This is a genomic window from Pseudomonas sp. CF161, from assembly GCF_000416215.1.
GTDB lineage: Bacteria > Pseudomonadota > Gammaproteobacteria > Pseudomonadales > Pseudomonadaceae > Aquipseudomonas.
In genome coordinates this window covers 39863-60215 of sequence record NZ_ATLP01000088.1, presented here as the reverse complement: position 1 = coordinate 60215, position 20353 = coordinate 39863, and the positions used below count along the sequence as shown (strand labels likewise).

Below are 20353 nucleotides of genomic sequence, written 5' to 3'. Positions count from 1 at the left end.
GGGCTGCACGGATCAGGCCACCTTCCCGACCGGGCAAAACCCCTTGCAAATCAGTCAGCTGAAAAAGCGTAGCGGCACTGGGCCCGTTGCAAACTGCACGATCGTCGCCAGCGCCTGCGGATAATGCACGACGGGGTTAGCGCCCCTGATCGGCCCGCAGCGGCGGCGCGGGGGTTACGCCGAAGCGGCTGCGATAGTCGCTGGGGGTCAGGCCGGTGATTTTCTTGAAGATCGCGCGAAAGGCGCTCGGGTCCTGATAACCCACGGTCCAGGCGATATGGTCGATGGTGCCGTTGCTGAACTCGAGCATCTCCCGGGCCTTGCCGACCCGCAGGTGCTGGCAGTACTCGGTCGGCTTGAGGCCGCTGGCGGCACGAAAGCGCCGAAGGAAGGTGCGCTCTTCCAGCCCCGCCTGCTGCGCCATGGCCCCCAGGGACACCTCCACCGCGCCATTGCCCTGCAACCAGTGCTGGACCTTGAGAATCGCCGGGTCGCCATGGTTGAGGATCGGCGCGAAATTGCTCCCGCACTGGCTGGCGCTGTCGCTGTGCTCGACCACCAGAAAGCGCGCGGTGCCGGTGGCGATGCTCGGCCCCAGCAGGCGATCCACCAGGCGCAGGCCCAGCTCGGACCAGGCCATCAGCCCGGCCGTGGTGATCAGGTCGCCATCGTCGACGATGGGCTTTTCGGCACTCAGGCGGATCTGCGGGTAACGCTGGGCAAAACTCTTGGCCGAGGTCCAGTGGGTGGTGGCGCTGCGCCCGTCCAGCAGGCCGCTTTCAGCCATCAGGATCGAGCCCACGCAAACGCCGCCGAGGGTGGCACCGGCGGCATGCTGCTCGCGCAGCCAGTGAGTCAGCGCGGTGGTCGCCTGGCCTTCGGAAAATCCCGCCAGGGAGGGCGGAATCAATACCGCCACCAGCGCTGAATCAGGGCCCGGGTGGCTGTCATAGACCCGCACCGGCGTCTCATCGAACGAGGCCTGCCAATGGCTGATACGCAGCAACGGCAACTGCTCGCTCTGGTGTTCGGCGGCAATCCGATTGGCCACCCCGAACAGGTCGGTCAAGCCGTGGACCGCGGCCATCTGCGCACCGGGATAGATCAGCACGCCCAGTTCGGCGACCGCACGTTGCATGGCCATTGTCAGTTTTCCCCCTGCTATTGTCGGTGCGGCCAATCCTCGAAAGACCCGCCGGCGCCAATACTGGACGCCATACCCACCTCTGTTCAAGGAAACCCTTATGGCCAAGCAAGCACTGATCCTGATCGATATCCAGAACGACTACTTTCCCCAGGGCAAGTGGCCGTTGGCCGAGGTCGAGGCCGCTGCCGACAATGCCGCCAGGCTGCTGGGCGCCTTTCGCGCAAGCGGCAAACCGGTGATCCATGTGCGCCATGAATTCACCTCGAGCGACGCGCCGTTCTTTGCCCCGGGCTCCGAAGGCGCGCGCCTGCATGCCAAGGTCGCCAGCCAGGGCGACGAACCGGTGGTGCTCAAGCATTTCGTCAATGCGTTCCGCGACACCGAGCTGGAGTCGATTCTCAAGCAACAGGGCATCGAGGAACTGGTGATAGTCGGCAGCATGAGCCACATGTGCATCGATGGCGTTACCCGGGCTGCCGCCGACCTGGGGTACGCCGTCACGGTGATTCACGACGCCTGTGCCACCCGTGACCTGGAGTTCAACGGCCAGGTGATCCCTGCCGCCCAGGTGCATGGGGCGTACATGGCCTCCCTGGCGTTCGCCTATGCCAGCGTGGTCGCGACCGATGAGTACCTGACCGCCAGCCGCTGAAACCCGGCGCGGCTCTGCACTGAGCCTGCACCACCCCCAAAAAGCCCCGTGGCGTTATGAAGCTGCGGGGTTGGGTGGTTCATAAAAAACAAGAGCTTTATGACTGGCCAAAGAGAGTATTGATTATTATTCTCAACAAACTAACGAAGCAACTTCCCGTATAACTTCCCCACCCGACAGACAAACCCGTTAAGCGTAGACCTCCGCCGATCAAATATCTTTTAGAGCGGCAACTTCCACTCCTTCCGCATTACCACCCTCACTCGCAACTAAACTCCATATAGCCAAGCATAATAAGGCCTATAACAAACAATAATGACAAATAGCCATTATTGGTTGTTTACCTTGCTATTGATTCATTGACCGGTCTTTTTTCAAAGAGGTTCAAACAGGTTCAACTTTATTTAAAAGCCGGGATAATCGGCGCAAATACCAGTAAATACACAGCAATCGCGCAAAACCTTCGCCCATCCCCAATGCCCCGAAGTCGCTGTTACAAACCATTGAAAAACTCTTGCTCCGGCCTTGCTTGCAAAAGCGCAAGTCGCGTCTAAGTTCATAACTATTATTCAGCCGCATCGCCGACCGATGAAACAGCACAACACCCGACGAGGGCACTCGGTTATTTAAACCACGCTTCAAATACTGCGTTAACTGCTGACACGGAATTCAGTCATAACAATCAAGAGGGACGCTTGATGAAGCGCAGCCATTGGTATCGTGCGTGCTCGCAAAGAGGGTCGGCCGGACTTTTCTGGTTGTCGCTGCTTTGCTTCTGCGGTTTGGTCATCGCCAGCTTCCTGTTGTTCGAACAGCAGATCCAGGAGGCCCTGGCCCATCTGAACCTGTACCTGCCCTCCACCCCCGCGCAGAAATTCAACCTGGCCTTGCTGCTGATCGCCCTGCTGGCGTTCGACGTCGTGCTGCCGGTGCCTTCAAGCATGGTGGCGCTGCTGGCGATTGCCATGCTCGGCAGCCTGGGGGGTTACCTGGTGATTTTCATTGGCCTGTGCCTGGGCGCCGGGCTCGGCTACGCCCTGGGGGCCGGCTATTTTCGGCTGTTGTCCGGCCGCCTGGGCCTGCACCAGCGCCAACCGGGGCAACTGGGCTATCGCCTGGGCACCTTGTCGCTGATCTGCTTGCGCGGCGTGCCGGTACTGGCCGAAACCTCGGTGGTGGCCGCCGGCATGCAAGGTTACCCGCTGCGCTCGTTCCTGCTGGTCACCACCCTGGCCAACGCCGGCCTGGCATTGGCCTACAGCGCCATTGGCAGTTTTCTGGTGGAGCAAAATGCGCTGCTGCTGACCCTGCTCGCCGGCATGCTCCTGCCCGCCCTGTTTATCGCTGCGCGCAGCCTGCTCAAGCCACGCCACGCGGTGGACGCCAACCAGCCACTGCGCGGGCGCTTCGAGGTCAGCTACGACTACCCGGTGCTGTTCACCGACCACCTGTTCGACCCGACCAACCCTTGCCTGCACCAGCAGCTTTGCGCCCAGCATCGCGGGCCGGTGACCGCTCTGGTGTTCGCCGATGAGCAACTGCTGCAAAGCGCCCCCCAGTTGCTGCAACAGATCGACCAGTACTTTGCCGCCCACCCGGACCTGCGCCTGCTGGCCGCGCCGATCGCGGTGCCGGCCGGCGAACTAAGCAAAGACCCACAGGTGCTGCAACAGCTGTACAGCGACATGCTGCAACTGGGCCTGGACCGCCACTGCTACGTGCTGGCCCTGGGCGGTGGCGCAGTGCTGGACGCGGTGGGCTACGCCAGCGCCACCTTTCACCGGGGGATTCGCCTGATCCGCATCCCGACGACGGTGCTGGCGCAGAACGACGCCGGGATCGGGGTCAAGAACGGCATCAATGCCTTCGGCCAGAAAAACCTGCTGGGGGCCTTCTACCCCGCCACGGCGGTGATCAACGACTTCCAGTTGCTCACTAGCCTGACCCGCCGCGACCAGATCGCCGGCCTGGCCGAAGCGGTCAAGGTGGCGCTGATCAAGGACCAGGCGTTTTTCCAGTGGATGGAACAACACGCCGAAGCCCTGGCCACCTTCGAGCACAGCGCCAGCCGCTACGCCATCCGCCGCTGCGCCGAACTGCACCTGGGGCACATCACCGGCGCCGGCGACCCGTTCGAGCGCGGCAATGGCCGACCGCTGGATTACGGGCACTGGGCCGCGCACAAACTGGAAAACCTCAGCCACCACCGGCTGCGCCATGGCGAGGCCGTGGCGGTGGGCATGGCCCTCGACGGGCTGTACGCCAATGCCCTGGGCCTGTTGAGCGATGCCGACAGCGAGCGGGTGCTGCGGCTGCTGGTCCAACTCGGCTTCAACCTGTGCCCGGCGGAGCTGCTGCTCAAGGATGCCCAGGGCCGCGCCCAGGTGCTGGTCGGCCTTGAAGAATTCCGCCAGCACCTGGGCGGGCAACTGTCGATCCCCATGCTCAACCGCATCGGGGGGTCGGTGGACTTGCATGAAATCGACGCGCCGCTGATGGAACAGGCGCTGCTGCGGCTGGCCACCGGCAGCGGCCCACTGTTGAGCTTGAGCGAGGGCTGCGCGCAATGAACCTGGCGCCGCACAACCTCAAGACCTGGATGACTCTGGGCCGGGTGTCCAACCTGCCGACGGTGTGGACCAACACCCTGGCTGCCGCCCTGCTGGCCAGCAGCACCAGCGCCCTCGCCCCGCCCTCGTCGCTGGTGTGGATTCTGCTGTTGGCGGCCCTGTCCCTGCTGTACCTGGCCGGCATGCTGCTCAACGACCTGCTGGACGCCAACTGGGACCAGCAGCACCACAACCCGCGCCCGATCACCCTGGGGCTGGTCAGCCGCCAGCAAGTGGGCCTGGCCACCGCGTTGCTGCTGGCCCTGGCCGCGGCATCGGTGCTGGGCCTGAGCCAGTTGATCGACGAGCCGCACTGGCTGCTGGGCAGCGCCACCCTGCTGGTGGGCTGCATCCTGGGCTACAACCTGCTGCACAAGAAGTACGCCCACAGCGTGTGGCTGATGGGCGCATGCCGCTCGGCCCTGTACCTCACCGCTGCGGCCAGCCTCGCGGTGCCGCCGGAGCCGATCTGGCTGTGTGCGCTGTTGCTTGGCGTGTACATCAGCGGCCTGACCTACCTGGCCCGCCAGGAGCATCGCAACCAGTTGATCAGCCGCCTGCCGCTGTTGTTGATGCTGAGCCCCCTGGCACTGGCGGTCTACGCGGTCAACGCCTGGTTCTGGGCGGTGCTGCTGCTTTGGCTCGGCTGGTTGGGCTGGCATTACTGGCGCCACCTGGCCAACCCCCGGCAACGCCAGGTCCGGGCTTTTATCGGGGCTGGCCTCGCGGCCCTGCCCCTGTTCGATGCGCTGGTGCTGGCGGTGGCCAACCAGCCTCTGGGCAGCCTGTTATGCGTCCTGGTGTTTTTCCTGCTCCCACACTTCCAGCGCTGGATCAAACCCACATGAACACCGACCTGAAACCACAGCCATCGGCGGCCCTGGACATGCGCCAGGACTGCCTCGACGCCCAGCGCCAGCTGCTCGCCCAACAGCTTGATGACAACGAGCAGCGCTGGTGGCGCCAGGCCCTGGAGCAACTGGCGCAAGCTGCCGACGCCAGCACTGCGGCGCTGCTGAGCAGCCAGTGCAAGCGCCACCTCAAGGAGCGGGCCCTGCCCGGCAGCGGCTGGAGCCTGGTCCAGCTGGCGCGCGCACTGCTGCTGGCCCAGGCCCTGGAGCAGCAGCCGGCCAGCGAACAACTGCCCGTTCTGCGCCAGCTGTTTCTGTGGGGCGACGATCAGGAAAAAATCGCCACCCTCAAGGCCCTGGACTGGCTCGACCGCCAGGGGCTCGGCCTGGAACTGGCGTTGCAGGCCGGGCGCACCAGCAACAGCCAGGTGTTCGCCGCCCTGGCCCTGGACACCCCCTACCCGGCCCGTCACTACAGCGAACGGGCCTTCCACCAATTGCTCCTGAAGACCCTGGGCATGGGGCTCGACGTGCGCCGCCTGCAAGGCCTGGCGCAACGCCACAGCGTCGGCCTCAACCAGTTGGCCCTGGACCTGCTGGACGAGCAGCTCGCCGCTGCACGCCCGGTGTCTCCCGGGCTGCCCCTGGCAATCGCCTTCGAGCTGCTGAGCCCGGCGCAACGCCAGCGCCTGCAGGGCCTGAGCCAGCAGCAACGTTTGCCGGACGAATGGCGCGAGCACCTGCCGCCGCCGGCGTCCTGATCGAACCCACGCCTACCGACTCCCCCTCGACGAGGATTCACCATGCTCAAGTACTTCGACCCGCACATCCATATGGTCAGCCGCACCACCGACGACTACCAGAACATGGCCGCCGCCGGCATCACCGGGGTCATCGAACCGGCCTTCTGGCAGGGCCAGGCCCGGACCAGCGTCGGCAGCTTCATCGATTATTTCGACACCCTGCTGGGTTGGGAGCGCTTTCGCGCCAGCATGTTCGGCATCCATCACTTCTGCACCATCGGCCTCAACCCCAAAGAGGCCAATGACCTCTCGGTGGCCAACGAGGTGCTGGAGATCCTGCCGCGCTACCTGCTCAAGGACGGCGTGGTGGCCGTCGGCGAGATCGGCTACGACGACATCACACCCGAGGAAGACCGCTTTCTCGCCGCCCAGCTGCAACTGGCCAAGGAATTCAACCTGCCGGTGCTGGTGCACACCCCGCACCGCGACAAGATCGGCGGCACCAAGCGCACCCTGGCGGTGATCCGCGAGGTGGGCATCGCCGAGAACCTGGTGATCATCGACCACCTCAACGAACTGACCCTGCCCCTGGTGCTCGACAGCGATTGCTGGCGCGGCCATTCGATCTACCCCAACACCAAGATGTCGGAGCAGCGCATGGTCGCCCTGCTGCAGGAGTACGGCACCGAGAAAATGGTGGTCAACAGCGCCGCCGACTGGGGCATCAGCGACCCGCTGAAAGTGCCGAAAACCGGCCAGGCGATGCTCGCCGCCGGTTTCAGCGAAGCCCAGGTGGAACAGGTGCTGTTTCACAACCCGGTGGATTTCTTCGCCCAGAGCGGGCAGCTGGACAAGGCACTGGTCAGCACCCCGCTGCCCATCGACCAGCGCAAGCAGTGGCAGGAAAACTCGGCCCTGCGCGGCCAGGAGCCGGTGATCAAATGAACCAGCCCAGGGAATGGACGCCCACCCAGATCGGCTATTGCGGCAACGTGCACCCCACCCCGGAACTGGCCGAACTGCGGGCCTCGATCGAGTCCGACTTCCAGGGGGTGCGCCGGCTGCGCGGGCTGGGCCAGCAGGACAGCGGTCTGTGGATCAGCGCGCGGGCGGTCGCCGAGCTGCAACAGCCGACGGCCCGCCGGCAGTTTTTCGAGCTGTTGCAGCGCAGCGGCCTGCGCCTGACCTCGCTCAATGGCTTCCCCTATGGTCGGTTCCATGAGGGGGCGGTGAAGGCCGAGGTCTACCGCCCGCACTGGGCCGATCCGCAGCGCCTCGACTACAGCCTGCAACTGGCGCGCCTGCTGGCCGATGCCCTGCCGCCCGGTTGCACCCAGGGGGTGATTTCCAGCGTGCCCCTGGGGTACGCCGCGCACTGGAATCAGGCCTTGCAGCACAGCGCCGAACAGCAACTGCGCCACCTCACGGCGGGCCTGGCCAGGCTGTATCAGGAGAGCGGCAAGAAGATCCGCCTGTGCCTGGAAATGGAGCCCGATTGCGTGCTGGAAAACACCGGCCAGGCCATTGCCTTTTTCCAGCATTGGCAGGCCACCGATCCGCATCAGGAGTACCTGGCGCTGTGCTTCGACGTCTGCCATCAGGCGGTGCTGTTCGAGGATTGCTACCAGTCCCTGCACCGCCTGCAACAGGCCGGCGTCCCGGTGGGCAAGATCCAGCTGTCCAGCGCCATGGTCTGCCAGTTGCCCGCGGCGGAGCATCCACGTCGGGCGGCGGTGGTCCAGGCCCTCGGCGACTTTGCCGAAGTGGTGTACCTGCATCAGGTCAAGGCGCGCGACGTGCAGGGGCGGCTGCGGTCCTGGCCCGACCTGCCCGCCGTATTGCAGGACATCGCCCAGGGCCGGGTCCTGGAAGCCGAACTGCGTATCCACTTCCACGTGCCGCTGTTCAGTGAGCAATTGCTGTTGCCGGAGCTCAGCGGCAGCCAGGACGCGCTGGCCCAGACCTTCGATTACCTGGCCGAGCATCCAGCGCTGCGCCCGGTGCTTGAGGTCGAGACCTACAGCTGGGGCGTGCTGCCGCAGCCCCTGCGCCCGGACAGCGCCGCGGCGCAGTTGCAGGGCATCGCCCGCGAGCTGCAATGGGTCGAGGAGCAACTGCGGGCCAGGCAACTGCTGCAAACCCACCCACGCCCGCTGGAGGTGGCCCATGGCCGCTGAAGCTCCGCGCCAACCGCTGCTGCTGATCAACGTGGTCGGGCTGACCCCGGGGTTGCTCGGGGCTGCCACGCCACGCATCAATCAACTGCTGCAGCGCGGGCAGATGACCCGTTTGCAGCCGGTGTTCCCGGCCGTGACCTCGACGGTGCAAGCCTCGATCCTCACCGGGACAACGCCATCGGAGCACGGGATTGTCGGCAACGGCTGGTACTTTCGCGACCAGGCCGAGGTGCGTTTCTGGCTGCAGCCCAACGGGCTGATCCAGGGGGAAAAAGTCTGGCAGGTGCTGCAACGGGAGATCCCCGGGTTTCGCTGCAGCCAGCTGTTCTGGTGGTTCAACATGTACGCCGAGGTTTCGGCGGCCATCACCCCGCGCCCGCACTACCCGGCCGACGGGCGCAAGGTGTTCGGCCTGTACTCCGATCCGCCCGGGCTGCACGAGGCCATCGAACAGCAGATCGGCGAGTTCCCGTTCCATGGCTTCTGGGGGCCGGCGGCGGGCATTGCCTCCAGCCGCTGGATCGTCGACTGCGCCATGGCCGAGTTCCAGATCAACCGTCCGGACCTGCAACTGGTCTACCTGCCCCACCTGGATTACGGCCTGCAACGCCTGGGGCCGGAGCACCCGGCCATGGCCGATGAATTGCGCGCCATCGACCACGAAGTCGGGCGCCTGCTGGACTTTGCCGAGCAACAGGGCGCGTCGGTGATGCTGTTGTCCGAGTACGGCATCGAGCCGGTGCAGCAATCGGTCTCGCTGAACCGGCTGCTGCGTTCCGAAGGCTTGCTCCAGGTCCGCCAGTCACTGTCCTGGGAACTGCTCGACCCCGGCGCCAGCGCGGCCTTTGCCGTGGCCGACCATCAGGTCGCGCATATCTACATCCGCCGCGCCCAGGACGTGGCCCGGGTCAAGGCCCTGTTGCAGCGCCAGCCCGGGGTCGAGCAGGTGCTGGATAAAACCGAACAACGGGCCTGGCACCTGGACCACCCGCGCAGCGGCGAGCTGGTAGCGGTGGCCGCTGCCGGCTACTGGTTCGATTACTACTACTGGCTGGACGACCGCCAGGCGCCGGACTTCGCCCGTACCGTGGACATCCACCGCAAGCCCGGCTACGACCCGCTGGAGATGTTCATCGACCCGGCCATCCGCTGGCCCAAGCTGAAAATCGCCCGCCGCCTGCTGCAGAAGAAACTCGGCTTTCGCTACTACATGGACCTGATCCCACTGGACACGCGGATGGTCCGCGGCAGCCATGGCCGCCTGCCCGACAACCCACAGAGCAGCCCGCTGCTCATCACCGATTGCGACCTGGCGCTACCGGAGCAACTTCCGGTCACGGCAGTCAAGCAACTGCTCCTGCAGTACTTCCTGGGGCGCCCATACCACGACAAGGCCAATGCCAAGGAGCTTCCATGCGGCGAGCCATCTCCATAACCGTTCTCAGTGCACTCGCCGGGTTGGCGCAGGCACAGAACGCCACTCCCTATGACTGCGGTAATTTCCTCACGTACGGAGCCAACCCCAGCCAGACCAAGGCCAACTTTTTGCAAAGCCCGGAAACCCAGGCCTGGAACTGGTTTGTCTGCCTCAACCAGCCTTCGGCCCAGGGCAGCCCGAACCGGGTCTGGGAAGGGTTCAAGCCGTCGGACCAGGTGTACCTGGCCAACGGCGCCCAGCCCAAGCCTTATCTGCCGCAGCAGCCCACGCCCATGGCGATCCAGGCCCAGGCGCAAAAACTGGGGATGAACCCCAACCGGGTGTTCCAGAACCTGGACAGCACGCAACAGGTGGACGGCCTGATCCTGCAAATGGGCAACCAGGTGCCGGCAGCACAACGCGGCCAGCCGGTGCGCTTTCACATCCTCATGGGCCAGGACACGTTCAACTACATCCTCAATAAAAAGATCTACAACGTGAACGGCCAGGCCGCCCTGACCGGCAACCTGGACTTCCCGAGCACCGCCTGGGAGCTGAAAACCTCGTGGATCTGGATCGGCACCGATGCCGCCTTCAAGCAGAAGCTGGAGAACGATGGCTACTACATCATCCAGGCCTACTACCCGGACAAGAACCAGTACCAGGTCGGGTACGCCGCCCTCAGCGGCATGCACGTCATCAACAAGCTGAACGCCAACTGGGTGTGGACCACCTTCGAAAACGTCAACAACAGCAAGTACACCGTGACCAATGCCGTCCCGGCCACGCCGATGACCAACACCACTGGCCCAACCTCGGCCGCCAAGCCGGTCAACCTGAGTTTCCAGGCCACCTACCCCGGGCTTGCGAAATACGAGCTGATCGGCGTCGAGTACCAGCCCGTGACCCAGGTGCTGGCCAACTCGCAGTTGGAGTCGGCGTTCCAGAGCACCTCGTCGTGCCTGGCCTGCCACAGCACCGCCGCCTACTCGAACCAGAAGGGTTATTTCAATTTCGCCCTGAAACAACAGGGCGGCATCGTCTACCCGACCACCCCGCTGCCGGACTCGGCTTACGCCGGTTACAAAAAACTGGATTTTGTCTGGTCGCTCAAACGCGCCCAGTGGCAACGCTAAGGAGCATGACATGAGCGTATTGAACTTCCCCCGCATCTACCTCAATGGCCATATGTTCTGGAACCCGCCGACCGCCAACAACAACGATGTGTTCCCGTTGTACGACGCGGTGAAGATGGACATGAACTGGCCGTTCCTGAAGTACTACGACATCACCCCGCAAAACGCCCCGACTGCGCTGATGCCGTGGTCGATCCGGCCGCTGGCGATCAATCAGGTGCCGGACTACGTAAAGCAGGTGCCGACCAACGCCGACCCGGACATCTTCCCCTTCATGCCCGCCGAGTGGGACCTGTTCGGCGACAACGCCTGCGGCACAGTGACCCACAAAGACACCCGCTCAGTGGTGGTGGGCGGCGAGTTGCAGGCCAACAATTACATCCTCCAGGACGCCCTGATCAGCAAGAACTACCAGTTGCAGGGCAACCCCTTTGGCGGCAACGCGCCCAGTGCCGCGCGCTTTGTCGATGTCAGCCCCTGGCAGAACACCTTTACCGCCTTGTATTTCGACAAGCTGGTGCTGGGCGATGCCCAGTGCGGCCTGACGCTCAATCGCCAGTACCGGATGCTCGATCGCTTCCTCAACTTCAAATGGGGCGCCTTCGGCAGATTGAGCACCGTGACCACCACCTGGCAGACCTGCTTTCCCAAGGAAAACCTGCAATGGGTCATCGGCAACTCGGTGCTGCTCAATAACCTCCAGCAGCAAATGACCCAGCAGGGCGCCAAGGGCCTGATGTTCCGCTTCTCGACCTACCTGACCTACTACGACAAGAACGGCATCTTCAACGACTTCCCGAAGATCAACACCCACTCCCACGACCCGGTAGAAATGGAAAAAGTGCAGGCGATGTATCAAAAGGGGTTGGACAACGTCGCCGATATCTTCTTCAACCCGGCCTACAGCCGCACCGCCGGCACCCTCGGGCTGTGGTTCGCCGATGAATACCCCACCGCCCCGGCCGGCCGGCGCCTGATGCCCGCCAGCGAGGTGTCGGTGTACAAAAAAGTCCCAGGCGACACCAATCCGCCAAGCACCCATCTGGGGGTGATTTCAGCCCAGGTCAACCCGGGGGTCTTGTCGCTGGACCTGTCCTGCGGCTTCCCGTTCTACCCGATCGACCCCAATGCCCCGATCCCGAGGGCGGAACGCTTCAACGCCGGCAACTACTCCGTGGGGGTGCGGCTGAACGGAAAATATCAGCCCCTGGCCCAGTTCGGCTTCGAGCAATACAACCAGGCGGCCTTCGATAAACGCTCGGGCCTGCTCGACCTGCCACTCAATAGCGGGCAACAGAGCGCCTTGCAGAGCGGGTCGCTGGAGCTGCAACTGCTCAGCCATCCTCCCGTGGTCGCCGCCGCGCAACGCAAATGGACCGCCGAGGTCATCGAGAGCGGCAGCTTCATTGATGTGGGCGATCACAAGACCCTGCAGATCATGGTGCAGCAGGATGGTGTCCCGGCCCCCGCCGGCACCGAGTTGTGGGTCGCCGAGTACGGCAATGCCTACATGGTGACCACCAGCAACTACTACCTGGCGTTCAGCAACCCGGCCAACTTCACCCTGTTCTATGACAACCCGAACGATCGCGACAAGAACAAGCCCTGCCTGCCGCAGTTCACCGACGCGCCACCGATTGCCAGTCAGTTGGCCACCGGCAGCGGGCGACGCCTGACCGCACTGCACGAGGTGGCCGCCACCAGCGACGCGGTGCCACCGGGCACGCCCATCGGCTACCAGCAGTACCTGAGCAAACCGACCGCGATCAACTTGCGTCCGTGCCTGGCCTTCGATGGCGCGATTGCCAAGAGCGGCACCCTGAGCGACACCGCCGGTGGCGGGCTGATCAACTACTCCATCACTAAAATCCGCACTGACGCCAAAGGCATCGCGCAACTGGGGATGCGCGCCGTGGCGCCAGGGTTCCCGACCCTGCGTTTCTTTCTGCAAGAAGGCGTGATCTCGCCGCAGATCCCCTTCAGCTTCGATTACACCAAGGCCTACACCGACTTCCTCGCGCCCTTGCGCGTGCTGCCGATGGAGCCGCAGTTGCAGCAAGACTTCATCAACTACTGGAACTCCATCTACAAGAGCGAGAACGCCAGCCAGCTGCTGTGGAACAACTTCATCTACGCGCGGATCCTGCAGCCCTTCTATTACCTGTACCCGATCATGAACAAGTTCATGCCGCTCAACTCCCAGACCCGGGTCGAAGGCGCCATCGACCAGTTGATCGTGCTGATCAGCAAGCCGTATCAGGAAGAAAGCACGCTCTCGATGCCCATCACCCGCGACATGTCGCAAAGCCGGCGGGCGATTCTCGAGCTGTGGGCCCAGGCCCTGGTCAAGCGCAATTACCCGCCCATCCCCCTGAGCATGAGTGACTTCAACAACCCCAACTAACCGCTAACGCGTCAAGCAGGAACGCCGGGGGACACACCGTCACCCGGCACTTCAAGGGAGTGTCTTATGAACGCCAGCTTCTTTACCCGGCTGCTGTTGCCGACCCTGCTTATCAGCTCGCCGCTGTTCGCCCAGGAGGACAGCCCCGCCGTCTACTTCACCAACGGGGTGCACAACACCCTGGGGTGCAATGCCAAAAACGGCAACTGCATCGCCCCCCGTGCGCCCACCGATCCCAGCGATCCCTTCTTCCCGGCCTACTGGATCAGCGACTGGACCATGTACCGGGTGATGACCAACTACCAGAACAACCCGCCGCCCTACAGCTCGCCGCCCAGCACCCTGAAACCTTCGGACTACACCGTGTCCAAGGGCACCAGCTACTACGACACCAGCTACCTGCCGCCCGATGGCGACGGTTACGGCGCGATGTTCGAGCACTACGAGAAGTACTGCCTGCCGATCTTCCCGATCAAGAACAACAACTACAGCTGCACCTTCGTCTCCCTGGGCAACAAGGCGTATTTCCTGACCTACGACGACCGCCCCAAGGACATGCCGGCCTGCTGCAGCTTTTCGCCGATGAACCACCCGCCACGCCAGGACTTCGTGCAGCACCTGCCCTACAGCCCCAGCCGCAGCCAGAACCTCAAGGGCAGTGTCCAGGCCTACGCTCTGGACCTGGATTCGCCCCAGGGTCCGATCCTGTTCGGCTATGCCTTCAATAAGGCGCAGACCGGCACGCCGCCCTACCGCAAGCCGCAGTCGTTCTTTTTCTCCGGGGACGCCAGCGTCGCCAACGCCCCTATCGTCAGCCAGAACTACGTCAACTTTCGCATAGAGAAACCCAAGCCGGCCGAGACCTGGGACCAGGTCGCGGCCATGTGTCCGAGCAACCCGCCACCGTGCCAGCTGTTCGAGCCACCCGCCGGCCAAAGCAACGGCAAGCCGGCGCAATGGAACAAGTTGATGCAACGCCAACCCTGACAATGACGAAGGATCGCCATGAACACTTTTCCGCGCTTTAGCCTGATCTTGCTCGGCCTGCTCAGCCTGCCCGCCGTCGCCCGGGAGCAGCCGGCCCAGGCCACCTCGAACACCGACCTCTCATGCCAGCCCCCCAGCGTCATGCCCATCGCCGACGCCAGCCAGGAGGCGTTCGATCGCTACAGCTGGCAGATGTTTGTCGCCCTGAGCTGGCCCGCCGAGGCCGGAGCCCGTGGCCAGCCCGATTGCTCGGCGGCCCTGGGCGCCCCCGGCCCGACCGTGTGGCAGACCTACAAAAACGTCGATGAAATCTTCCTCCCCGGCGCCAAGCCACCCGGACCGTGGAACTCAGCGTTGCAAGCCAAGCGCCTGCGGCTGATCAACATTGCCGCGCTGAAGAACAACACCGTCGTGCACTCCGACAACCAGGCGGTCGGCGGCTGGCTGATCGACCAGAACGGCAACCCCACCTATTACGAACTGGCCGCCAACGAGGCCTCCTACAACTACATCGTCGCCAACAACTTCTACAACGCCGACATCGTGTCCAAGGCCAACAACATCAAGTTTCCCAGTGCCACCAGCGAGATCAAATCCAGCTGGCGCATCCTGACCGCCCAGGACGATGCCAGCCGCTACCTGCAAATGCCCGCCACGGTCACCCAGTTCAACGACCAGGGCGTTCCGGACGGCACCACCCAGGTCAACCTGGGGCTGGTCGGCCTGCACATCATCACCAAGGCGCCGGGTTACCCGCAGTGGATCTGGTCGACCTTCGAGCAGGTCGACAACGTTCCGCCCAAGATCCTGGTGGAGGGCAAATGGGTCAATCAGCCGGCGCCGGGGGTCAAGTACTCCTATTTCAACCCCAGCGCCCCCGCCGACACCCTCAACCAGTCGCCTTGCAACTGGACCCTGCAGGATGGCCACCAGGTGTGCCAGCCCAAGCCCGGGACCAGCTTCACCACGCCCAATCCGCTGGATCGGTTCACGCCCCTGACCCCGGCCACCACGGCCCTCAACAGTCAGTTCCAGGCCGCTGCGCAGGTGCAATCGACGGTGTTCAAGTACTACCAGCTGGTGACCACTCAATGGCCCAGCGACCCGAGCAACCCCAGCAACCCCCTGGGTTCGCCGACACCGGCCCTGGCCGCCAACGTGACCATGGAAAGCTACATCCAGCCCAACAGCAGTTGCACCGATTGCCACTCCAAGGCCACCCCGATCAACAGCCGCTTCAAGGCGGACTTCTCCTACCTGTTCAAATTCGCCAAGGCACCCGCAGGCACTTCCATCAAGGATGAGGAATAGACCATGAGTATTCTGAATGGCCCACGGCTGAATTTCTGGGGCGGCATCCGCACCAACGTCAGCGTGCCGAACAACGCCGCAACCCTCCCCATCGACAACGGCCAGACCCTGGCCCTGTTCGACCTGACCACCTCGACCGTGTCGCCCCCGGCCCAGGCCTACAGCGATGATCAACTGAACCAGTTCATCAACGCCCCCACCGGGGTCAAGTACACCGCCGGCGGCTGGAACCACTATGGCCAGCACTCCGTCGACATGCAGAACGTGCTGATCAGTTCCCAGGGCCAACCCGGCAACATCAGCACCCATGGCGACCTGATCGGCCAGCCGTTGTACCTGATGGGTTCGGTGGACCCAGTCACCCAGAACCCGCCGGTCACCGGGCCGATGATGGTCGACCTCGACCCGACGGGGACCATCAGCACACAGATTTTCGTCGGTGGCCTGCAGATCGGCAGCAGTGACAGCCCTCAGTTGCTGATCCGCGGCAACACGGTGTGCAGCAGCTTCGACGTGGCCCTGCGGATCCTCGAAGGTGAACCCGATGCGCCCGGGTCGAACCGGATCAGCGGCACCTTCCAGCTGACCTTCCCGCTCAAGGACATCGTCAGTTACAACCAGGACAGCGCGATTCTGAAGTCCATCATCGAAGCGCCGGGGGCCAGCGGGATTGTGGTGCGCTTCGTCATGTTCGAGATGTGCCCGAGCATGACCACCGCCGAGCTCGACGCCGACTACGCCGCCAAGCTCTTCACCGCCAACCCGAGCATCGGGCGCATGGTCGGCACCCTGGCCCCGGCGTTCCCCGGGGAGCCGCTGATCGTTCCGGCTGGCCGCCAGTTGATCAACCAGACCAGCGGCGGCACCGGTTACGCCACCTTGACCAGCGATGAACTGCTGAGCATCGACATGCTCAACATCATTCCCAAGCAGGCCTTTCGCAGTGTGCGCACCGATATCACCAGCCCCATCGGGCCCAATGCGGACTACGGCCCGGTGTCCATCACCGCTGGATCGACCAGGCTGACCACCCTCAGCCCCTTCGGCAAAGACCTGCAGTACTACTACCTCTACGGCGGCATCGTCGATTTGCCCCTGAGCGCCGAGCAGCAACAGTTGGTCGCCAGCCAGCCACTGGGCATCAAGGCCCCACTGACCCTCGCCAAGACCACGGTGAACGCCCCCGAGCAGGCTTATCGCCTGAGCGCCGACCAGCGCAATATCTACCTGGACGACCACCCGGACGGGGTCCAGATCACCCTGAACGTGACCCAACTGGGCGGGCCCGTAACGCAAGACACACTGATCAAGATCACCCCCGGTCCTTCCAACGACGACGAGCACGCCCCGTACCTGGCCCCTGAATATTGGGACTTCCTGGTATTCGAACCGCAACTGACCGTGAGCCAAGGCAGTGCCAGCGTCAGCTTCAAGGTGACTCTCAAGCCAGGTTCAGAACCCCAGGCCGGGTTTGCCACCTTGAATTTCAGCGTCGTCGGCAGCGACGACGGGGCGTACTTCATCAACTTTCGCAAGTTCGCCCAGACCAGTTTCGGCATCGCCCCGGGCACCAGCATTACCTGGGATCAGGTCTACGAACACGTGCTGCGTTTTCACTACCTGGCGTTCCCGGCCATGTCGCGCTACATCCCGCTCAACCAGCAGGATGCGGTGTGGAACGCGCGGCAGATGATCCTGGCGCGCACCTCCCAGGTCTATAACGGCACCACGCTGTACATGCCGGTGGTGCACTCCATGTCACCGAGCCAGCGGGCGCTGCTCAAGGCCTGGCTCACCAGCGAGCCCTGGCAGCCCCAGTTGTGATGACGCCCTGCCCCCTTTGCCCTGGAGAGCCGCCATGCCGATGCCGATCCTGATTCCCGCCCACCCGGCGCCAAACCTGCGCCCCAGCAGCATCGTCGCCCAGGGGCTGCTGAACCCGCGAGGCCTGTGCCTGCAAAGCGACGGCAGCCTGCTGATGGCCGAAGCCGGTTCAGGCCTGCCCGACCAAAGCTTCAGCGGGCGCATCAGCCGCCTGCGCCCCGATCCCGATGTGCCGGGGGCGTACCTGCCACCGGAAATCGTGGCCGAGGGCTTTCGCTCCATGAACCTGCAGGCGCGCATGTTGCGCGATGAAATCATGGGGCTGTCGGATATCGCCTGTGGCGACGGACGCTGCCTGGTCAGCCAGACCAACTATGTCGAAGGCTCGAAAATCCTCGACCTGCAATACCGGCCGCCCGAGCCGGTATTCAACAGCCGCGGCAACCTGAACTCGCTGTGCTATCACCCGGTGCGCCGCAGCTGGCTGGCGGTCAAGCCCGATACCAATCAACTGGTCGAGTTCAAGGGCGACAAGGAAGAGCGCGTGCTGTTCGACTTGCCGGACCTGGGCCTGGGCCAGGAAGCGGTGCCGGTGACCCTGGTCTATGAACCGGCGACCGCCGCCGTGCTGATCAGCCTGTTCTCGGGTGAGCTGCACAGCGATCCGGCGCGGCGCGGCATCGATTTCGCCGAGCGTGCCGGCCAGGTGATCCGGGTCTGGCTGCACAGTGGGCGCATCGAGGTGCTGATCGATGGCCTGCAACTGCCCACCGGCCTGGCCCTGAGCCAGGACGGCCAGGTGTTGGTCCTGGAGCTGTGCGACCGCCTGCTGCAACCCCTGCTTCCAAGTTGGGCCGGCGAGTGCCTGCATGGCGGTTTTGCCCGCTTCAGTGGCCGGCTGCTCAGCTGCAGCCTGAACACCGGGCAGGTCACGCTGCTGGCCCAGCATCTGGATACCCCTTCCAACCTGTGCCTGGTGCCGGGGGCGGTATTGATCAGCGAAGGCATGGGCCTCACCGGTCGCCCCCTGCCTACGCCGGACAACGGCTTCGCCGCGCTGTCCGGCCAGGTTCGCAGGGTGCAACTGCCCTAGCGCGCTGATCGCCAGGCAAAGAAAAAGGCCCTTGGCGATAATCGCCAAGGGCCTTTGCTCAGTGCTTTTGACGGCGCTGGATCAGAACGGAATATCGTCATCGAAGCTGTCGAAATCCGGAGCCGGCTGCGGTGCCGCCTGCTGAGGCGCTGGACGCGACTCACGCTGTGGCTGCTGGCTTGGCTGCGGACGGGACTGCTGAGGACGTGGCGCCGAGTTGGACATGCCACCGCCTTGCTGGTCGCCCTGTGGACGGCCGCCCAACAGTTGCATGGTGCCTTGCATGTCGACCACGATTTCAGTGGTGTAACGCTTGATGCCGTCTTTTTCCCACTCGCGGGTTTGCAGTTTGCCTTCGATGTAGACCTGCGAACCTTTACGCAGGTACTCGCCAGCGATCTCCGCGACTTTGCCGAACATCGAGACGCGGTGCCATTCAGTCTTCTCGACTTTCTGGCCGGTCTGTTTGTCGGTCCACTGTTCGCTGGTTGCCAGACTCAGGTTGGTCACGGCATTACCGTTAGGCAGGTAGCGAACTTCGGGATCCTGGCCGCAAGTGCCGACCAATATGACTTTGTTAACCCCACGGGCCATAACGTTCTCCTAGGCTTCGCTCGCCGCCGGCGCTGGATTGACCAGCTGCTCGAGGGTCGTGCGATCCAATAATTCGGTGTCCAATTTGATGTAAATGGCGGCCTCCTCGGCCACCACCACTGCATCTGTTACCCCAACAACGGCCTTCAGGCGCTCGACCAGACCGGCTTCGCGGATCGCTTCGGGCGATAACGGCAAGCGCAGGCTCGTCACATACGGGGGCTCGCGCATGGTAACAGCAAAGACCAGCCAGAGTGCAGCCAGACCTGCGCATCCCAGGAACACAACCGACAAACCGCCATGTTGGAACAACCAGCCGCCAAGGATACCGCCCAAGGCCGAACCGAGAAACTGACTGGTGGAGTAAACCCCCATGGCCGTGCCTTTGCCGCCGGCCGGTGAAACCTTGCTGATCAGCGATGGCAAGGAGGCTTCCAGCAGATTGAACGCGGTGAAGAACACCACCGTACCAATCACCAGCGCCCGCAAGCTGTCGCCGAACTGCCAGAAGAATAGCTCAGTGAGCATCAGGGTACTGACGGCACCAAGCAGAACTCGTTTCATTTTGCGTTTCTTCTCGCCGTAGATGATGAACGGGATCATGGCGAAGAACGAGATCAACAACGCAGTGAGGTAGACCCACCAGTGCTGTTCCTTGGGCAGGCCGGCTTTTTCCACCAGCGCCAGAGGCAGGGCAACGAAGCTCGACATCAGCATCGCATGCAACACGAAGATACCAAGATCCAGGCGCAGCAGGTCCGGATGCTTGAGGGTCGGCAACAGCGCCTGGCGGGCCACACCGGATTCACGATGCTGCAACGGCCCGGTGGAGCGCGGCACCATAAAGGCAATGATCAGAATCCCCACCAGGGCCATGCCGCCGGTCGCCAGGAACAACCCCGACAGGCCAAAGCTGCGGGTCAGCAACGGACCGACCACCATGGCCACGGCAAACGACAGACCGATGGTCATACCGATCATCGCCATGGCTTTGGTCCGGTGTTGCTCGCGGGTCAGGTCCGACAACAGCGCCATGACCGCTGCGGAAATCGCCCCCGCCCCCTGCAGGACCCGTCCGGCAATCACGCCCCAGATCGAATCGGCATTGGCCGCCAGCACACTGCCCAGGGCAAAGACGATCAGCCCGAAGTAGATCACCGGGCGCCGGCCAATGCGGTCGGAGATGATGCCGAACGGGATCTGGAACAATGCCTGGGTCAAGCCGTAGGCGCCAATCGCCAGGCCGATCAGGGCCGGGGTCGCGCCAGCCAGGTCCATGCCATAGGTCGCCAGGACCGGCAACACCATAAACATGCCAAGCATACGGAAGGCGAACACCAGGGCCAGACCGCTCGCTGCGCGGGTCTCGCTGCCACTCATGCGTTCGCTGTGGGGATCGTGCATGGAT

At 63.6% G+C, this 20353-nt stretch carries 16 protein-coding genes; 13 read left to right on the top strand and 3 right to left on the bottom strand.

Features of this window, described 5'->3' with window-relative positions; all coding sequences use genetic code 11:
• Nucleotides 1–136: 136 nt before the first annotated feature.
• A complete protein-coding gene (locus CF161_RS17290; RefSeq protein ID WP_020297874.1) occupies nt 137–1144 on the bottom strand; it encodes a GlxA family transcriptional regulator in 1008 nt (335 codons plus the stop codon).
• A gap of 100 nt (nt 1145–1244) precedes the next feature.
• On the opposite strand from CF161_RS17290, the gene CF161_RS17285 reads away from it, so the two are divergent.
• The 13 genes from CF161_RS17285 (at nt 1245) to CF161_RS17225 (ending at nt 18351) form a co-directional block, all read left to right on the top strand.
• Entirely contained in the window at nt 1245–1799 is a 555-nt protein-coding gene (locus tag CF161_RS17285) for a cysteine hydrolase family protein (protein ID WP_020297873.1), read from the top strand.
• A gap of 698 nt (nt 1800–2497) precedes the next feature.
• Nucleotides 2498–4369: a 3-dehydroquinate synthase gene (locus tag CF161_RS17280; RefSeq protein ID WP_043229705.1), complete on the top strand. Its 1872-nt coding sequence runs from the start codon at nt 2498–2500 to the stop codon at nt 4367–4369.
• Nucleotides 4366–5256, top strand: coding sequence for a UbiA family prenyltransferase (locus CF161_RS17275; protein WP_020297871.1), 891 nt, complete (start codon nt 4366–4368; stop codon nt 5254–5256). Before CF161_RS17280 ends, CF161_RS17275 begins: the two co-directional genes overlap by 4 nt.
• Nucleotides 5253–6020, top strand: a complete 768-nt coding sequence (locus CF161_RS17270) for an EboA domain-containing protein (RefSeq protein ID WP_020297870.1) — start codon at nt 5253–5255, stop codon at nt 6018–6020. Before CF161_RS17275 ends, CF161_RS17270 begins: the two co-directional genes overlap by 4 nt.
• A 42-nt stretch (nt 6021–6062) precedes the next feature.
• Nucleotides 6063–6947, top strand: a complete 885-nt coding sequence (locus tag CF161_RS17265; RefSeq protein ID WP_020297869.1) for a TatD family hydrolase — start codon at nt 6063–6065, stop codon at nt 6945–6947.
• A complete protein-coding gene (gene eboE, locus CF161_RS17260) occupies nt 6944–8179 on the top strand; it encodes a metabolite traffic protein EboE (protein WP_020297868.1) in 1236 nt (411 codons plus the stop codon). The genes CF161_RS17265 and eboE overlap by 4 nt, the downstream gene beginning before the upstream one ends.
• Complete coding sequence (locus CF161_RS17255; RefSeq protein ID WP_020297867.1) at nt 8169–9614, top strand: alkaline phosphatase family protein; 1446 nt, start codon at nt 8169–8171, stop codon at nt 9612–9614. The genes eboE and CF161_RS17255 overlap by 11 nt, the downstream gene beginning before the upstream one ends.
• Nucleotides 9593–10732: a hypothetical protein gene (locus CF161_RS17250; RefSeq protein WP_020297866.1), complete on the top strand. Its 1140-nt coding sequence runs from the start codon at nt 9593–9595 to the stop codon at nt 10730–10732. The genes CF161_RS17255 and CF161_RS17250 overlap by 22 nt, the downstream gene beginning before the upstream one ends.
• 10 nt (nt 10733–10742) lie before the next feature.
• Nucleotides 10743–13136, top strand: coding sequence for a hypothetical protein (locus CF161_RS17245; protein WP_020297865.1), 2394 nt, complete (start codon nt 10743–10745; stop codon nt 13134–13136).
• A 66-nt stretch (nt 13137–13202) separates the two neighbouring features.
• Nucleotides 13203–14123: a hypothetical protein gene (locus CF161_RS17240; protein ID WP_020297864.1), complete on the top strand. Its 921-nt coding sequence runs from the start codon at nt 13203–13205 to the stop codon at nt 14121–14123.
• An 18-nt stretch (nt 14124–14141) separates the two neighbouring features.
• Entirely contained in the window at nt 14142–15434 is a 1293-nt protein-coding gene (locus CF161_RS17235; protein WP_020297863.1) for a hypothetical protein, read from the top strand.
• A 3-nt stretch (nt 15435–15437) separates the two neighbouring features.
• Nucleotides 15438–17258, top strand: a complete 1821-nt coding sequence (locus tag CF161_RS17230; RefSeq protein WP_020297862.1) for a hypothetical protein — start codon at nt 15438–15440, stop codon at nt 17256–17258.
• 34 nt (nt 17259–17292) lie between these two features.
• On the top strand, nt 17293–18351 hold the full coding sequence (locus CF161_RS17225) for a hypothetical protein (RefSeq protein WP_020297861.1): 1059 nt from the start codon (nt 17293–17295) through the stop codon (nt 18349–18351).
• Nucleotides 18352–18432: 81 nt separating this feature from the next.
• On the opposite strand, the gene CF161_RS17220 is transcribed toward CF161_RS17225, so the two are convergent.
• On the bottom strand, nt 18433–18945 hold the full coding sequence (locus CF161_RS17220) for a single-stranded DNA-binding protein (protein ID WP_020297860.1): 513 nt from the start codon (nt 18943–18945) through the stop codon (nt 18433–18435).
• A gap of 9 nt (nt 18946–18954) precedes the next feature.
• Nucleotides 18955–20349: an MFS transporter gene (locus tag CF161_RS17215; protein WP_020297859.1), complete on the bottom strand. Its 1395-nt coding sequence runs from the start codon at nt 20347–20349 to the stop codon at nt 18955–18957.
• Nucleotides 20350–20353: the final 4 nt, after the last annotated feature.

Bases quoted from the DNA above. Each gene is read 5' to 3' on its own strand.
- CF161_RS17290 (WP_020297874.1), bottom strand. From the start codon at position 1,144: ATGGCCATGCAACGTGCGGTCGCCGAACTGGGCGTGCTGATCTATCCC.
- CF161_RS17285 (WP_020297873.1), top strand. From the start codon at position 1,245: ATGGCCAAGCAAGCACTGATCCTGATCGATATCCAGAACGACTACTTT.
- CF161_RS17280 (WP_043229705.1), top strand. From the start codon at position 2,498: ATGAAGCGCAGCCATTGGTATCGTGCGTGCTCGCAAAGAGGGTCGGCC.
- CF161_RS17275 (WP_020297871.1), top strand. From the start codon at position 4,366: ATGAACCTGGCGCCGCACAACCTCAAGACCTGGATGACTCTGGGCCGG.
- CF161_RS17270 (WP_020297870.1), top strand. From the start codon at position 5,253: ATGAACACCGACCTGAAACCACAGCCATCGGCGGCCCTGGACATGCGC.
- CF161_RS17265 (WP_020297869.1), top strand. From the start codon at position 6,063: ATGCTCAAGTACTTCGACCCGCACATCCATATGGTCAGCCGCACCACC.
- eboE (WP_020297868.1), top strand. From the start codon at position 6,944: ATGAACCAGCCCAGGGAATGGACGCCCACCCAGATCGGCTATTGCGGC.
- CF161_RS17255 (WP_020297867.1), top strand. From the start codon at position 8,169: ATGGCCGCTGAAGCTCCGCGCCAACCGCTGCTGCTGATCAACGTGGTC.
- CF161_RS17250 (WP_020297866.1), top strand. From the start codon at position 9,593: ATGCGGCGAGCCATCTCCATAACCGTTCTCAGTGCACTCGCCGGGTTG.
- CF161_RS17245 (WP_020297865.1), top strand. From the start codon at position 10,743: ATGAGCGTATTGAACTTCCCCCGCATCTACCTCAATGGCCATATGTTC.
- CF161_RS17240 (WP_020297864.1), top strand. From the start codon at position 13,203: ATGAACGCCAGCTTCTTTACCCGGCTGCTGTTGCCGACCCTGCTTATC.
- CF161_RS17235 (WP_020297863.1), top strand. From the start codon at position 14,142: ATGAACACTTTTCCGCGCTTTAGCCTGATCTTGCTCGGCCTGCTCAGC.
- CF161_RS17230 (WP_020297862.1), top strand. From the start codon at position 15,438: ATGAGTATTCTGAATGGCCCACGGCTGAATTTCTGGGGCGGCATCCGC.
- CF161_RS17225 (WP_020297861.1), top strand. From the start codon at position 17,293: ATGCCGATGCCGATCCTGATTCCCGCCCACCCGGCGCCAAACCTGCGC.
- CF161_RS17220 (WP_020297860.1), bottom strand. From the start codon at position 18,945: ATGGCCCGTGGGGTTAACAAAGTCATATTGGTCGGCACTTGCGGCCAG.
- CF161_RS17215 (WP_020297859.1), bottom strand. From the start codon at position 20,349: ATGCACGATCCCCACAGCGAACGCATGAGTGGCAGCGAGACCCGCGCA.